At 34.9% G+C, this 14,994-nt stretch carries 15 protein-coding genes and 1 pseudogene; 5 read left to right on the top strand and 11 right to left on the bottom strand.

Going from position 1 to position 14,994, the window contains the following annotated elements:
• The 4 genes from F6K18_RS22590 to F6K18_RS22575 all read right to left on the bottom strand — a co-directional run.
• Nucleotides 1-561 (bottom strand): Uma2 family endonuclease (locus F6K18_RS22590; protein ID WP_353735138.1); only part of this gene is annotated, 561 nt, incomplete at its 3' end.
• 132 nt (nucleotides 562-693) lie between these two features.
• A complete protein-coding gene (locus tag F6K18_RS22585) occupies nucleotides 694-1,257 on the bottom strand; it encodes a Uma2 family endonuclease (RefSeq protein ID WP_287524269.1) in 564 nt (187 codons plus the stop codon).
• A gap of 176 nt (nucleotides 1,258-1,433) precedes the next feature.
• Nucleotides 1,434-2,339: a hypothetical protein gene (locus F6K18_RS22580; RefSeq protein WP_287524268.1), complete on the bottom strand. Its 906-nt coding sequence runs from the start codon at nucleotides 2,337-2,339 to the stop codon at nucleotides 1,434-1,436.
• A gap of 438 nt (nucleotides 2,340-2,777) precedes the next feature.
• Nucleotides 2,778-4,052 carry a hypothetical protein gene (locus tag F6K18_RS22575; protein ID WP_287524267.1) on the bottom strand — a complete coding sequence of 425 codons (1,275 nt, stop codon included), beginning with the start codon at nucleotides 4,050-4,052 and terminating at the stop codon, nucleotides 2,778-2,780.
• Nucleotides 4,053-4,153: 101 nt separating this feature from the next.
• On the opposite strand from F6K18_RS22575, the gene F6K18_RS22570 reads away from it, so the two are divergent.
• The 3 genes from F6K18_RS22570 to F6K18_RS22560 all read left to right on the top strand — a co-directional run bounded on the left by F6K18_RS22570 (nucleotide 4,154) and on the right by F6K18_RS22560 (nucleotide 6,859).
• Nucleotides 4,154-4,918 carry a DUF1995 family protein gene (locus tag F6K18_RS22570; RefSeq protein ID WP_287524265.1) on the top strand — a complete coding sequence of 255 codons (765 nt, stop codon included), beginning with the start codon at nucleotides 4,154-4,156 and terminating at the stop codon, nucleotides 4,916-4,918.
• A 303-nt stretch (nucleotides 4,919-5,221) separates the two neighbouring features.
• On the top strand, nucleotides 5,222-6,019 hold the full coding sequence (locus F6K18_RS22565; protein ID WP_287524264.1) for a metallophosphoesterase family protein: 798 nt from the start codon (nucleotides 5,222-5,224) through the stop codon (nucleotides 6,017-6,019).
• A 153-nt stretch (nucleotides 6,020-6,172) separates the two neighbouring features.
• Nucleotides 6,173-6,859, top strand: a complete 687-nt coding sequence (locus F6K18_RS22560; protein WP_287524262.1) for an RNA methyltransferase — start codon at nucleotides 6,173-6,175, stop codon at nucleotides 6,857-6,859.
• A gap of 85 nt (nucleotides 6,860-6,944) precedes the next feature.
• Here F6K18_RS22560 and F6K18_RS22555 read toward each other — a convergent pair whose 3' ends face one another.
• Both F6K18_RS22555 and F6K18_RS22550 read right to left on the bottom strand, forming a co-directional pair.
• Complete coding sequence (locus F6K18_RS22555; RefSeq protein ID WP_287524260.1) at nucleotides 6,945-7,067, bottom strand: hypothetical protein; 123 nt, start codon at nucleotides 7,065-7,067, stop codon at nucleotides 6,945-6,947.
• A gap of 370 nt (nucleotides 7,068-7,437) precedes the next feature.
• Complete coding sequence (locus F6K18_RS22550) at nucleotides 7,438-7,644, bottom strand: hypothetical protein (protein ID WP_287524258.1); 207 nt, start codon at nucleotides 7,642-7,644, stop codon at nucleotides 7,438-7,440.
• Between the two features lie 176 nt (nucleotides 7,645-7,820).
• Here F6K18_RS22550 and F6K18_RS22545 point away from each other — a divergent pair.
• Nucleotides 7,821-8,680, top strand: a pseudogene (locus tag F6K18_RS22545) (IS630 family transposase).
• Nucleotides 8,677-8,799 carry a hypothetical protein gene (locus tag F6K18_RS22540; RefSeq protein ID WP_287524257.1) on the top strand — a complete coding sequence of 41 codons (123 nt, stop codon included), beginning with the start codon at nucleotides 8,677-8,679 and terminating at the stop codon, nucleotides 8,797-8,799. Before F6K18_RS22545 ends, F6K18_RS22540 begins: the two are co-directional and overlap by 4 nt.
• A gap of 165 nt (nucleotides 8,800-8,964) precedes the next feature.
• Here F6K18_RS22540 and F6K18_RS22535 read toward each other — a convergent pair whose 3' ends face one another.
• From F6K18_RS22535 to F6K18_RS22515, 5 genes are all read right to left on the bottom strand, one after another.
• Nucleotides 8,965-9,171 carry a hypothetical protein gene (locus F6K18_RS22535; RefSeq protein ID WP_287524255.1) on the bottom strand — a complete coding sequence of 69 codons (207 nt, stop codon included), beginning with the start codon at nucleotides 9,169-9,171 and terminating at the stop codon, nucleotides 8,965-8,967.
• Between the two features lie 1,275 nt (nucleotides 9,172-10,446).
• Nucleotides 10,447-11,628, bottom strand: coding sequence for a GNAT family N-acetyltransferase (locus F6K18_RS22530; RefSeq protein ID WP_287524253.1), 1,182 nt, complete (start codon nucleotides 11,626-11,628; stop codon nucleotides 10,447-10,449).
• Nucleotides 11,629-11,814: 186 nt separating this feature from the next.
• Nucleotides 11,815-12,459 (bottom strand): Uma2 family endonuclease, encoded by a 645-nt coding sequence (locus F6K18_RS22525; RefSeq protein WP_287524251.1) that lies wholly within the window; start codon nucleotides 12,457-12,459, stop codon nucleotides 11,815-11,817.
• A 522-nt stretch (nucleotides 12,460-12,981) separates the two neighbouring features.
• Nucleotides 12,982-13,965, bottom strand: a complete 984-nt coding sequence (locus F6K18_RS22520) for a hypothetical protein (protein ID WP_287524249.1) — start codon at nucleotides 13,963-13,965, stop codon at nucleotides 12,982-12,984.
• Nucleotides 13,966-13,981: 16 nt separating this feature from the next.
• Nucleotides 13,982-14,107: a hypothetical protein gene (locus F6K18_RS22515; protein ID WP_287524247.1), complete on the bottom strand. Its 126-nt coding sequence runs from the start codon at nucleotides 14,105-14,107 to the stop codon at nucleotides 13,982-13,984.
• Nucleotides 14,108-14,994 lie beyond the last annotated feature (887 nt).

Genomic DNA, 14,994 nt, shown 5'->3' with positions numbered 1-14,994 from the left:
ATTAGGCAAAGCTTGAATTGCCACAGTTTCACCGCGTTGAAAAGTCTGCACAATCTCATAACCATTCGCAGTAGGTTGTCGGTAAACTTCCAGACATTTTTGAGGAAGATTTACCAACCAAACTTCAACAATATTATTCTCAGCATATAAGGGAATTTTTACTTCTTGGTCATATTTAACTGTTGTATCTGACACCTCTATAAGGAGAAATATATCTTCTGGTTGAGGGTGTTGAGTGCGACGAAATCCTTGCCGTCGTTGCAGCAAAGCGATATCTGGTTCTGGTTCAGAATTATCGTTTAATCTTACAGGATTTTGAACTCTCACAGTAACAGTTTTTGCTAAACTTAAAATGAACAGTTCGGTAAGATTGTCCACACAATTTGCGTGATGAATACCAATGGGGGACATTTTGACAATTTCTCCTCGGATTAGTTCTACTCGTTCATTTTCAGTTAATACTCCTGCTTCGAGCATTTTATAGTACTGGTCTACAGTAAATAGTCGTCGCAATAATTGTACAGACATTACTAACTCCTTGAGAATAATTGTATTAAGCATTTCCTAGGTCATGCTGCGCAAACAGCATTCAGCATTCAGCTATTTTTTAGTTATAGCTCAAAGCTTTTTTTACTAATACTCAGAACAGAATAAATTTATATAGTATTGAGTAATTAATGTTGAAAGTTTGTATTAATCTCCCAATATTTCATCAACAGTAAAAGTTACATTAGGCAAAGCTTGAATTGCCACAGTTTCACCGCGTTGAAAAGTCTGCACAATCTCATAACCATTCGCAGTAGGTTGTCGGTAAACTTCCAGACATTTTTGAGGAAGATTTACCAACCAAACTTCAACAATATTATTCTCAGCATATAAGGGAATTTTTACTTCTTGGTCATATTTAACTGTTGTATCTGACACCTCTATAAGGAGAAATATATCTTCTGGTTGAGGGTGTTGAGTGCGACGAAATCCTTGCCGTCGTTGCAGCAAAGCGATATCTGGTTCTGGTTCAGAATTATCGTTTAATCTTACAGGATTTTGAACTCTCACAGTAACAGTTTTTGCTAAACTTAAAATGAACAGTTCGGTAAGATTGTCCACACAATTTGCGTGATGAATACCAATGGGGGACATTTTGACAATTTCTCCTCGGATTAGTTCTACTCGTTCATTTTCAGTTAATATTCCTGCTTCCAGCATTTTATAATACTGGTCTACAGTAAATAGTCGTCGCAATAATTGTACAGACATTATCAACTCCTTAAGGATAGTTATATGAATTTGTTTATATATAACAATTATATTTATTATAAATATTCTTGCCTAACTTTAAAAAGCGTTTCGGTCCGGAATGTTCTACGAACAGATACCATTATCTATACACAAATTTTTAAGCTGATAGCTAATATCTGATAGCTAATAGCTAGTTAAGTTGTTAATAATTGAATCAAATCCTCAGTTATCGGACAACCTGTTTCCCTTTCAAAATGAAGAAACATCGGACTAAAATTCGCCTCCAGGAAAACAAAATCTCCATTAGGTTTAAATCGCCAATCAATACCAGTCCATTTTAATCCGAATGCTTTAGTAATAGCTAAACATTTTTCTTTGATATCTTCTGGTGTTTCTAAATAGATTAATTTTGCTCGTTTATCTTCCCGAAAATCTAAGGAACTACTTCTAATTTCAGCAGAATAAACTTTTTCCCCAATCACATAACTACGAATATTTGTACCGGGAATAAATTCTTGGATAGTTACAGGAGAAATGCTTAATGCTAATTTCATCCGATTAATTTCTAGATGTTCTTTCGTTAAAAGTTGAGTATGAGAACCACCATAAACAGGTTTAAAAATTACATCTTTAAATGCTTGAGAAAATTCAAAAATTTCATCAGCATTATTAGTAATAAGAGTCGCTGGAATAGTCACACCTATTTTATTAGCTAAACTTAACTGTAATGGTTTTTCTTTATGAAATTCATAAGCTTCCCAACTATTCACCCATTTATCGGGTTTAGACCGCATAAAAGAACGTAATAAACCCATCGAATCATTAACTGCTATTCTCTCCTGATATGAATCGGTTAATTTCGGAACATTGACCCCGGCAAAAGTCCGCCAAAAAATTTTATTTATATCTGCTAAATTCCATTTTCTGCCATCTGGAAATGTTAAACATCCTGTGTGAGTAATAGGTTGCCAAGAGATTTTTAACTTAGTGGGAAATAAACGAGTATCTAAATAATCAACTGTTATACCTTTTTCTGTGAGAGACTTTTTGAGATGGGCAGCATGAATATCTTCTTCATTGCCCAGGATTAAAATATTCATTAAAGTTATATGGCGCTACGCGCTACGCGCTAGGGAATAGGGAACAGGGAACAGGGAACAGGGAGGAAAAATTATTTCTGGATAAAAATTGACTTTATTTTTGATTTTTGGAGATGTCTAATAAGGAAGACTTGGGAGAAAAAAGGGTAGATATTATGAATTTGAATATATTTCTGCTTACAAGTTCGCTTTCTCCCTTTGTCTACTTTGTCTGAATTAACTAGATTAACTAAATTAGGACTTACGCACTGACAATATATAGGGTTTTGTGCGTTACGCTGCCGCTAACACACCCTACTGGACTGACACAGCTAAAATGGTGCATTATTTTAACTTGAAAATTCTTACTTTTGACTTTTGACTTTTGACTTTTGAATTGAATCTAATGCAACATTTAAGATGAAACAGTCTACTACCAATAGCTTTCCCATTTATTAACTAAATAAAATTAAGGTTTAAATTGTCTAGAGATGAAACACCTTCTATGATGGCAATCAAATCTCCTGATACAGTAGATATATTAACTGAATTATTAACTATTTCAAAACGATAATCATTCAAACTTCCTGATAACTGAATTCGGTCTAAAGGAACATCAAAATTTTGAATTAAAGCAAAGTCTAAATCACCAAAACCAAGATAAAAAGGCGACCCTGGGGAAGAACCAAGTATAAATTGATCTACTCCTTCTGTTCCCGAACTACCAACTAATATATCAATTTCTCCCGTTCCCAAATCACTAGGTATAACTCGGTCGTTGATGAGGTCATATCCAATAACACTAACACCAACAATTCTGGTATTGTTGCCGAAAGCATTAATAATATCATTACTATCATTGTCAGTAAAAAAACCAATGCGTTCAATTTCAAATTGTCCAAACTGAATGTAATGTTCTAAACCAGAACTAAATTGTCCTCTGTTGATAGCAACATCAATATCAGGATAAGATTGCCGATAAATCTCTTCATTAAAATATCCACCTTCTTCTCCTATTGCAAAAGTAGTTACTCTTCCTTCTTCCGAACCTACTGGAGTGAAAGTTCCATTATTAATAGGAGCAGGAAAACCGCCTTCTTCTCCTATTGCCAAAGTAGTGACACCACCTTCTTCTCCTAGTGCTTGAGTTGTTGCGAAACCTTCTTCAAAGCTTGGTTGAGTAAGAGTTTCATTACTTATAGGAGTCGCGCCACCTTCTTCTCCTACTGCTCTAGTTGTGGGTTCTGCGGGTGGTACTTCTATGGGAATAAGACCACCTTCTTCTCCTATTGCTTGAGTTGTTGCGAAACCTTCTTCGGAGTTTGGTTGAGTAAGAATTTCATTATTAATAGGAGTAGCAAAACCTCCCTCTTCTCCTACTGCTCTAGTTGTGGGTTCTCCAGGTGGCACTACTATGGGAGTTAGACCACCTTCTTCTCCCAGTGCTTCAGTCGTAGGTACAGAAAGATTACCACCTTCTTCTCCCAGTGCTAGAGTTGTTGCTATAGCTTCACTGGCACCGCCTTCTTCTCCGATAGCTAAAGTTGTTGCTATAGGATCGTCACCATTTTCTGAATCATCAAAAGCTGTTGTTATGTCACCACCTTCTTCTCCGATAGCTAAAGTTGTTGCTATAGTTTGAAAAGAGTCATTACGAGTATTAGGGTTAGGTTCAACTTGACTTTTTTGTAAAGACTCAAGAGTCTCTAGGTCATTGTCAAATGGATGTCTCATATTTTCCTTTTGTTCAACTTTTATTTATTATGAAAAATACTGAAGATTGTTGAACATCTTCTATAAATTACAGTATAGTTGAGACATATCAATATTTATAGATGAATAAACTACCCAATGACATAGATGAAGCACTTACTCAAGCCATAGAAGCTACTAAGGCAGCTCTCCAGGATGGTTACAGTAGAATCCAAATCGAAATAGTTATTCCAGAAATTGAACTTCAAGCTCAATCTCTAGCAGCACAATTTATTCCTGCTTTACTTGAAGAAGGCATTCAACCAAAAGTCTTCTTTCCTGATACTGGTGCTGCAGCATTGGCAAGACGAGATTGGCAAGATGCCCCTTTTGAAGTCAAAGTAGAAGATATTGGTACGAGTAGGTCTCCAGTTGATAGCAAAATTGCACCGGAAGACGAATTTTTTCTGTTAGTTGCCCTTTCTTCTGTAGAAGTGGCCCAGGCCGAAAGATTGTGTAATTTGGCAGGCGATCGCCCAGTTGTGATGTTAATTCCCAGATTAGAGGATGTATCTATCGTGGGAATTGGTTATGCAGCACGTCAACTCCGGGAAAGATTTCTTAAAACTATTGAATCTTGTTACTATATCAAGTCTTTTGGTGAAGCTGCATTGTACCGTTGTTATCCTTCTCCCTGGCAAGTTTGGCTGGAGGAAAATGGCCAATATAAATTAATTGCAGAGCGATCTGAGAAACCAATGGGAGATACTGTGGAAATGATTTTAGCTGAAGCTACTACTACAGTTAAAATAGATAGCTCTGCTTCTTCTGAGCAAACTACTACTAAACCAAAACGGAAAGGATTTTTAACTGAAATTCAAAAATTCCTGCGTGCTTTAAGTAACTAAATTTTCCGCAGACATGAACTTACTAAAAGTATTTTTCGTCTAAGGTATGCCGACCCCAATTTTACTCGAAGCTACAATTTGTTTCAAATTAGCTAAATTCTGGATTTGCCTAAAAATTAGGGTCGGTTGACCTCAGAAACTATGTGATATTATAGATACAAATTAAAGGGAATAATATATTAGATGTTTTAATTAAATTTTCTGACATTAAAATTTAGTATAATAAAGTCTTTTTTGCCTTACTTAATGCAATAAAGTAGATAGAAAAAAACTAGATATTGTAGGAAATCTTTAGAAGTAAAAATGAAGCAGAGACGTATTATAATTGGTGATGTACATGGGCATTATGATGGTCTAATGGTTTTGCTAGAGGCGATCGCCCCTGGAAAAAATGAAAAGGTGTATTTTTTAGGGGACTTAATAGATCGAGGCCCAAAAAGCTCCCAAGTAATAGAATTTGTCAGAAATAGCTCCTATCAGTCTCTCCAGGGAAATCACGAACAAATGATGATTCAAGCTCTTTCAGATAAAGCAGACAAAAAAGGAGCATGGGAAGCTTGGTTTTACAGTGGAGGGAATGAAACGGTAGAAAGTTATAGAGATCAAGGAATTATGCCTTATGAGGATGTAGAATGGATTCGATCACTACCTCTATATCTAGACTTAGGAGATATTTGGTTAGTTCATGCAGGGGTAAATCCAAAACTACCTATTCAAAAGCAAACTTATCATGAATATTGTTGGATTCGCAAAGAATTTCATGGTATTGAAAAACCTTACTTTCCCAATAAGTTAATGATTATAGGTCATACTATAACTTTTACTTTTAATAATGTTGAGCCTGGAGAGTTAGTTCGTGGGGCAGGTTGGCTAAATATTGACACGAGTGCGTATCATCCTCGTAGTGGATGGCTAACAGGATTAGATGTTGATAATAATATTGTTTATCAAGTTAATGTTAATAGTAATGAAACTAGGAAAATGCCTCTAGAAGAACTTGTAAAACCTTATGCTTCCAAGCCAACTTTAAAAGAAATAATGCAAGAACCTTTATTAGCTAAAAAAAAGCACAAAGAGAAACTTAAGGTCAAGAACGATTGATGAAAGTAGCAGTTTCTCTTTCAACAATTAATAATTAACAATTTCTTGTAAATAAGAGGATTGGCTAAAAGGATTGTTTTTATTTTTTATCTATGAATGGAGAGGCTTTATACCTTAATTTTTCGGTAAATATAAATATTAGATTAATCCTGAATGCAATTAGAAGAAAAACAACAATTAATTACTTATTTAGGTCAATTTGTTACCCATGCTCGTTGGGAAAAAATAGTATCTGTTTTGCAGCAAAGAACCCGTCATATTACTGTTATTTTAGAAGATATTTATCAACCCCACAATGCTAGTGCGGTACTCCGAAGTTGTGACAGTTTTGGGGTACAAGATGTGCATATTATAGAGAACAAAAATATATTCACAATTACTCAAGGTGTTACTGTTGGTTCAGACCGCTGGTTAACATTATACCGCTATAATCAAAAAGGCATAAATAATACTCAAGAATGTTTAAAAAAATTAAGAAGTGAGGGTTATATCATAGCAGCAACAACCCCCCATACAAAGCAAATAACTGTTGAACAATTATCTGTAAATACAAAAGTAGCGTTAATGTTTGGTTCGGAAATTAATGGGTTGTCAGAATATGCTCAAAACAATGCAGATGTATCGGTAAAAATTCCAATGCAGGGATTTAGTGAAAGTTTTAATATTTCAGTTAGTGTTGCTTTGTGTTTATATGATATGACAAATCGTTTGCGACGACAGCATAATAATTGGGAATTAACTGAAACAGAAAAATTAGATTTGGAATTAAATTGGCTGCGGAAATCTATTAAAGCTGGGGAACTTATTGAGAAGAAGTTTTTCAGAGATATTTGTAATTGAATAAGGAAGAAGGAAGAAGTAAGAAGCAAGAAGTAAGAAAGCGTTGAGTTATTTAGGAGGTAGCTGTATTTTGGTATCATTATTATCATTTTCTTTGTGGGTTTAATACCCCACCGTCAACGGGGGTGTTCAAAATTACTTGGGGGAGCGAATCCCCATGTGATTTTCCTCCTGTCTCCTGTCTCCTGTCTCCTGTCTCCTTCTTCAATTTGATTGCTCTTTAAGTGATAAATTTCCTAAAGTCAGGAGTCAGAATAAATAGCTTTAATACCATTTATTAGGTCGGAATTTATATTTTTAGTCCAGTGGACATCTCCTATAAAGTCTTTTAATTGCTCTTATTATTTGTAACAATCTTTTTCCAAATTGGTATAACACCCAATTTATTTAATTGAGTGAATTTTATTTAAAAATAGGTTGACCTTTAGGAGATAAAATATTTTACCTTGACTATGTTTCCGAGGGTCGTGAAATCAGCAACTAGGTTGGCAAATTCTGTGGAACCGTCGGCAAAATTTAATCTCATTTCGCTAAGGTTTAAGCCTCCTCCATGGGGTTTCCTGTAGTCGAATACGCCCTCAATAGTTTGGTGTGCCGTTCTGCCAAAAGACTGTTCCCGCTTCCGGACTGGTTACCCATTGCCAAGTCCCCTCTGTTGCTGTGTCATTTGCACCTAACCATCCACCTGCTTGTGCAGAGAAATGCTCTGTGGGTATACCGATGTTGGAAATAATAAAGTTGTGTTCTGCTTCAGAGGTGATGGTTATAGCAATGAGCGCTGGCATCTTTACATACTACATCAACAGGGTTGATGTAGTATTGTAGTTGCTGCATGACTTGCATTTTTCATACATAAATTAGGCGATCGCCAAACATTAAAATTTTAGGGATGTGTGTTTAGGTATTGACAATTTACAGTTTATAATTTAAGAAACTTCTATCTTCATACATTTTGAGTGTTATGGTACATCCTTACAGTCAAGATTTGCGTGAACGGGCTCTTAATCTTATGATTAATGGTATGTCTATTAGTCATGTGAGTCGTTTATTAATATAAGTCGGCCTACTCTTCATCAATGGCGAGATCGATATTTAAGCACAGGTTCAACAGTGGCTAAAGTCAGTGTACCTCCTCCTCAGACATCTAAAATGAAAGACTGGGAAGAATTTGAAAAATTTGTTCAGGCTAATCACGAGCAAACTCATGCGTCAAATGGCTGCAACATGGGGAAACTGTAGTCGTTTTACTATTAGTAGAGGTTTAAAAAAACTTGGCTTTACTCGTAAAAAAAAACATATGGTTATCAAGAAAGAGACGAACTAGAAAGAGAAGAATTTATCTTTAAACTAAATCACATGGACAAGAAAAATATTGTTTATGTAGATGAAGCTGGTATAGATAATCGGGAAGATTATCCTGATGGTTATGGAGTTAAAGGAAAAAGAGTACCAGGTATGAAATCAGGAAAAAGAACTGAGAGAGTAAGTTGGATTGCAGCTATAAATCAAGAAAAAATGTTTGCTCCTTTAACATTTGTAGGAAGTTGTAACCGTGATTTGTTTGAGAGCTGGTTGGAAAATTGTTTACTACCAAAATTACAACCAGGGCAGGCAATCATATTGGATAATGCAACGTTTCATAAATCAGTTTATATTGAAGAATTAGTGGCTAAAGCCAAGTGTGAAATCTGGTATTTACCACCTTACTCGCCAGATTTGAACAAGATAGAACATTGGTGGTTTGTACTCAAAAATTGGATTAGACAAAGACTCAAGGAATTTGAGGATTTTAGAGGTTGTGTGGATGCAGCAGTCAATTGAAAATCCTCAAGTTTTTCCGTAGTGGTGAAAGATATGCGATACGAATAATTGATGTAGTTGCTCTTGGAGACGATTCTCCAGAGGAGACGCTTCGCGAACGCTTTGACACAAGAATGTGATTTTTTAGTTGTCTGTTAAATCAAGTTCCCTCTCGCGATCGCGAGAGGGGTAGTGTCAGCAATAGCAGAATGGATACGATCGCAAATAAAAAATATCAGTCATCTAGCATGGTTTGTATTGCTTGTCAAGTATTGTGTAGTATGTAAACATACCAGCGCTCATTGCTATATCAGATATCTCTGCCAACCATTATAAGAGCGAGTTTCAGCACTAGCTTTTGCTTGGTTCCAAGTATATTCACCTGGAACATATTCGTAGTAGTGACCTGTATCGGAGTTGAAAAAGACGCTAGCGCTTGCTGGTTTGTTTATTGCTAAAGCGATAGTTGTTGCTCCTAGGCAAGCTATGGATAGTTTTTTTATGGAAATCATAGAGTTGTTTTATCCTATTTACTGACAATGATTTGAGGTGGGGTTCTTGTCTTGACAGATATTTGCTTCTAAGGTTTTGACGCGATCGCTCTTTAATGAATCACCAATTTTGAATTCTTTTTGTATTATTTTGTATTATTGCGACATACGCAATAAAAGAGAGAATGATCGCTCTTTAATGAATCACCAATTTTGAATTCTTTTTGTATTATTTTGTATTATTGCGACATACGCAATAATCGACAAAAGTATTTTTAAACCTTGTCGATCATCGACAATATTCATTACAAGGATCGTGTAATATGGTTTATGTTGTAAAAATTTCTGTCAAAAACCTTTTTGTTTGCTGAACAATATCCTTCTCAAATTTTTATCTGTATAACTCAAATATATGCAACTAAAATCACAGGTGCATTGGATTCAACATCCAGATGGTTATTAGATATTACGAAATTCTGAATATCCGACCTTGATTCAAGTAGAGAATTTTCATAAAAATGTGATTTTTCAGTTAGGTAAAAAACCGATAACTACTATTGCTAATAAATACGATTTAACTGATAAAAATATTCAAAAACTGTTACAATAAACATCTATAAAGGATATGTTATCAGATATTAAGCTACCTCCAAAAACGTTTTATGTGTAGCGAATATTATTTTTAAAAGTATTTTATATAAAATTGTTATTTTACTATCTCGTCTCACTCAATTTTCAGTTTTTGTGAAATTTTAGCATTATTTTTCGTATTTTATATAACTAGATAAAATTTAACTTTGCCAAACTTGAGAGAAAGAAGGAAGATGTTTTTTAGTTGAAGTTCCGATCTACTTACAACCTTTAGGTATTTACCTTTAGGTATTTAATAATTGCTGATAGCTGAGATCATAATTGCTTGATTTATTACCTTCTTTTTTCTTCCATCCCCTTTTTTCTTACGTGTTAATGGTAGTTATATCATGTCCGCACTTTATCGTTTGTGTAAAACCAAGGGTGAATATTTACAGGAAATTTACGTTTTTCCAAGCTTTTAAGCCTTCTTCCCTCTTCCTTCTTCCTTACTTTTACGCTTACAATACCGATGCTACCGGACATGATATTAAACATTTTTTGGTAGAAATAATGCTTCAAAGTCAGTCTAGACAAGGGAATTACGTCGATGCCTTAAAAATGGCTAGAACCCGTGCTTATTCAGGATTTATACCTTTTTGACATCAAATCCTCTGCCCATCTATATTTGATCCTATTTTCTGGCTTTATTTTGTGTAAGTCCCATTAAGAATTACCATGACTAAAAGGTAAATCCTCATTAATTCTCTCCATTTCTAGCTGTTCCATTTCATTCACTTGCCCAATGTAGGACAAGAAGATTTTTGACAAACGATTATGGTAAAATTTGTGCATACTATGGTTAGGTGTTGCTGGAAAACCACGCCGTTTTTTATGACGCCCACCAGCACCAGGGTCAAAAGTCTTAATACCATGGTTGATCGCCCATTCTATCGGAGCATAATAACAAGCATCAAAATGTAAACAATCTATTTCGTAAGTGCTGCCCCAATAACGACCGTAAAGGCGATCGCCCTTAGTAATACAAAACGACATTCCTACAGGGAAGCGGTCGTCCTCCTCACTGTAACCTGCCACAAATAATACTCGATGGCGAAAGTCGTGATGTAATTGTTCAAAAAATCGCTTCGTCAAATATTTACTACCCCACCAACCAAATTTATCGCAGGTACTCTCGTAAAAACTGTACATCTTAGAAAACAGAGCTTTCGGTATTTCATCCCCAGTGAAAGTCTGCATTTGTAAACCAGCTTTTCCTACTGCTTTACGTTCCCGCTTAATATTACGACGTTGATTAGAATTAAATACTTTGAGATAATCATCAAAAGTTTGATAACCTTGATTCTGCCAAATATAACTATGGTGTAGCCAACTGCTAAAACCATTACGTTGCAGTACAGGATGCCATTCTGGATCGACATAGAGAAAATGACATCCAGAAATATGATGGCGATCGCAAAAATGATCGATTTCCCTGACCATCAAAGCTGTCATTTCATCCTCATCCTCCCCAGGCGATATTAAAAATCTATATCCCTCAGCAGGAGTAAAAGGCGACATTCCCAATAACTTCGGGTAATATTCAATACCTAAGCGGTAAGCTATCTCGGCCCATTGATGGTCAAAAACAAATTCACCTTGACTGTGTCCCTTGATATAAAGTGGAGCTGCTGCTATTAGTTGTCTATCTCGCCATACTGTTAAATGTTGCGGTAGCCATCCACTTCTACCACCCACACTACCAGAAGTTTCCATATTATGCAGCCAGTCCCATTCTAGGAAGGGAGTTTTTAAAGGTTGGGCCAGAGCATCCCATTCTGGTTTAGGGACTTCAGCAATTTTGCCAATCCAGGCTAGAGAATATTGAGGTTTAGGCTGTTGGATCATGTTTAACTCTTTTTGGTGCGTCTGATATCTAATTTACCAATAGTATAAATACAGCGGATTCCACTTTGGTGAGGTACACCCATCGCGGGCAAGATGCCTGCACTTACATTCATTTAATTGTTAACATCTGTACTTTATTACTTTATGTAGTTGGAATCTGCTGTAACTATTTTTCTATTCCAAAAACTAACTAATAATTTGTTCTCTCACCCAATTCCGAAAAGTTTTCATGGTTTGATTTCTGCCCATATTTTGACAGCGAATACTATATTCTGGAATTACTTCAGTTAAGGGCAAATCTGGAAAATGAGGACTAAATTCTGATTCTATATATTTGTTATTCTCTAACACATAAATTTGTAATTTTCCTTTTTCAAATCGCCAAAGTTCCCCTACTCCTAAATTGGCATAAATACTCAGATGAGTACGAGAAGTTATATCTATTTCTAAAGCTAAATCTGGCGGTGGGTCGATAGTTAAATCTAGACGTTCTTTCCCACGAACTTTAGCTTCATTTTCAATATAAAAACAATTGTCTGGTTCTATACCTTTTGCCATTTGCTCATTTTTGAAAGTTGTGGAACCTAGAGTTAAAAATTCTCTGTCTAGTTCTTCTAAAAGTGCTTTTACTAAGTCGCTAATAATTTCTTTGCTAAGTTCGTGTTTTGGTAATGGACTCATAATTTCTAAAGTGTTATTTGCATAAGCTATTCGAGAAGCACGACTTTCTCCTAAGTCTGTGAGAATTTCTTCAAATTCTTGCCAGCTTACATCTTTTAGTAACACTTTTTGCCCTGGTGGTACGGTTAATCTTTTGAGTTCTAGCAGCATTTTTTTCCTTTAATATATGATGATATATTGAAATGCAGTATTGTACTTTATTATATAAGCTGAATTATTGATTGATAACAACAAACAAGAAAAACTTACATAGATTTTTAGTCTAGTGATTTATTGTCAAAAATAAACACTTTGTAGGTAATATCATGTCCCGTTAAACAGTGATAAATAAATAACTGCGGAGGAGTCAGGAGTCAGGAGTCAGGAGTCAGGAGAAAAGAGGGAAGGAAGAAGAACAACAGGAGAAGAAAGAGAAAGTTTTTTTATAACTAATTATCCGGACATGATATAAGCATTTCCTGCGGACTGCTGCGCAAACAGCTATTAGCTGTCAGCTATCAGCAACAAGACTCTATCTTTAAGGACAGTGTTTCAATTAACAACTTACTTTAAGGGTAAAGGAGGCAACTTTTTTAGTAAGACAGTTAATACAGCTTTGACCCTAAGACCCTAAACTAAAAGCACAATAGCTGATAGCTGATGGCTGACGGCTAAATGCTTACCTTTGTAGTTTTATTTATCTTCTTTACCATCACAACTGAGACATGATTTTATTTGTTGGTCGCGTAATTCACTTTCCCTATGAATATCATCTTCGTTTTCCCTAACAATTATTTCACGTTGTGCATCATAATTAATTAAATAGTCGTACATTAATGCTTTCCAATGTGGACAGTCTTTACTGTAATGATAAATTGTATACTTTACATCCCAAATATACTTATTTTCTGCTTTGTTTCTTATATCTGAAGCTAAAGATATCTCAATTAATTGTCTTGTGGTATACAAATTTTTCAATATAGACGGACAAATTTTTGTGTAATTACTTTCGATTTCTCGATCCACCTGTTTCAAAATATTTTCGTATTCTATACCTGGAGTTTTTTTTGTTTTACGATATATTTCACTAATAATTTTGTTGATTTCTACATAGTTATTTGGTATTAATTTAGTTTTGTAAAAGTTGAAAATTTTTTTGTATTTCCTGGGAAGTTTTTCTAAAGTTTCTACTGTTTTTTGTTCCAAGAGATCGATAGTTTCAAATATTCTTCTATGTCCCTCAAAATCACCACCACCAAGTCTATCTATAATTTCTAGACAAAGCCAGTATACATAAACTTTATTGTTTAGGTTTTTGAGATCTTCTTTGTTGCTACGATCATTATTCTTTCTTTTTTTACGTTGTAACTCCCCTTGTGCATAATGATTAATTTTATTTTCAAAACTTCCTCCCCAGCAACACTTAATTAAATTACCAGTATCCGCAAATGGAAAGCTAAGAAAACCAATATTAATAAAAGGAATAAGATTAACTCCTCCCATGAATAGCGAGAACAAAAATACTGATATAAGAAAAAATAAAACCCCTAGTCTGCGCCAAGTTGAATCATCTAAATTTCCTTGACGAAGAATACAGCCGATGTAAATATCTCTTGCTTTATTAATGCTACCAATCTGATTAGAATTATCGCCAGCATTTTGATTAATCTCAGACATTATTTATGCTAACTATCTACATGGTAATATCGCGTGCTGAACCTATTTGACCAATTTGTTTTGCGCTGTCTCCTGCTGTTTGATTAAAATTTCCTGTCTGTTCAACATTGATCCTTGTAGAAGTAGGATTATTTTCTTCCATTAATTTTTTTACTTATTTTTCTAGGATTTCATCAGCCTCCAGTATTTTTTTCAATTGTCGTCTGAAAGCTGCTTCTGCATCTTTATCATTACCTTCTTTAGCAAAGTCTTCTACTGCTTCTTTAGACTCTATTTTTGGCCATAATTTTTCTCAAATAACCTTTGCTATTTGCCATGTATCCTTACCAACTTCTCGCAAAAGCCGTTCACTTACTTTTTCAGATCAAATCCGGTTAATTGCACATAGAATCGGGCTATATAATATCTGTTTATAATTTCTTAAATTACTCCAATATTAGACATCTCTTCCACGGATAGGGAGTAGGTATGGAGGGGGAAATAATTGATAATTTCTGCACGATAATTGATTTGATTTTTTATTATTGGAGATGTCTATCTAATCTCCCCCACTCCCGTACTCTCAACTATATAGTAAGTATTCAACCGGATTTGATATCACTTCCTTTAATTAAGGATGGCAAGGAGCGAGCCAAAAGTGTTACTAATTCCGCTGTATCTACCATAAGTAGTCTTTAATTTATAGATAAATTTTTCATGTTTAAGTATAAGACAGAAGACTAAGTATTTTAGCGAATAATCAAGGTTTAAAACAACTTCAATTAAGGATAAAAAATAATTTTTTTTCCTTAAGCATCAATCTTAATTCGTTTTAATAATAGGTAATTGTTAATTATTAATTGTTGAACTCTACTCCTGTTTTAGCTGCTACCTGAAAATAAGTATTCAACTGAACATGATATAGCAAGGAATGAGTTAGTTAGGACTTATGTTGATAATGAACCGTAAGACAGAGAAATACTTTTCCCACTCTTGCTTGTTGCCTGCTATACAGCACTACGCAAATAGGTTAGGACATTTATAAATGCT

It is taken from the genome of Okeania sp. SIO2C2, from assembly GCF_010692625.1.
In the GTDB taxonomy this organism is placed as follows: Bacteria; Cyanobacteriota; Cyanobacteriia; order Cyanobacteriales; family Microcoleaceae; genus Okeania; species Okeania hirsuta.
The sequence above is the reverse complement of the archived record's forward strand: the minus strand, read 5'-3'. Positions and strand labels throughout refer to the sequence as shown.

Excerpts from the sequence above, each read along its gene's own strand:
- F6K18_RS22525 (WP_287524251.1), bottom strand. The coding sequence starts at position 12,459 with ATGCTGCTAGAACTCAAAAGATTAACCGTACCACCAGGGCAAAAAGTG.
- F6K18_RS22575 (WP_287524267.1), bottom strand. The coding sequence starts at position 4,052 with ATGAGACATCCATTTGACAATGACCTAGAGACTCTTGAGTCTTTACAA.
- F6K18_RS22515 (WP_287524247.1), bottom strand. The coding sequence starts at position 14,107 with ATGGAAGAAAATAATCCTACTTCTACAAGGATCAATGTTGAACAGACA.
- F6K18_RS22565 (WP_287524264.1), top strand. The coding sequence starts at position 5,222 with ATGAAGCAGAGACGTATTATAATTGGTGATGTACATGGGCATTATGAT.
- F6K18_RS22580 (WP_287524268.1), bottom strand. The coding sequence starts at position 2,339 with ATGAATATTTTAATCCTGGGCAATGAAGAAGATATTCATGCTGCCCAT.
- F6K18_RS22550 (WP_287524258.1), bottom strand. The coding sequence starts at position 7,644 with ATGCCAGCGCTCATTGCTATAACCATCACCTCTGAAGCAGAACACAAC.
- F6K18_RS22530 (WP_287524253.1), bottom strand. The coding sequence starts at position 11,628 with ATGATCCAACAGCCTAAACCTCAATATTCTCTAGCCTGGATTGGCAAA.
- F6K18_RS22560 (WP_287524262.1), top strand. The coding sequence starts at position 6,173 with ATGCAATTAGAAGAAAAACAACAATTAATTACTTATTTAGGTCAATTT.
- F6K18_RS22585 (WP_287524269.1), bottom strand. The coding sequence starts at position 1,257 with ATGTCTGTACAATTATTGCGACGACTATTTACTGTAGACCAGTATTAT.
- F6K18_RS22570 (WP_287524265.1), top strand. The coding sequence starts at position 4,154 with ATGAATAAACTACCCAATGACATAGATGAAGCACTTACTCAAGCCATA.
- F6K18_RS22520 (WP_287524249.1), bottom strand. The coding sequence starts at position 13,965 with ATGTCTGAGATTAATCAAAATGCTGGCGATAATTCTAATCAGATTGGT.
- F6K18_RS22535 (WP_287524255.1), bottom strand. The coding sequence starts at position 9,171 with ATGATTTCCATAAAAAAACTATCCATAGCTTGCCTAGGAGCAACAACT.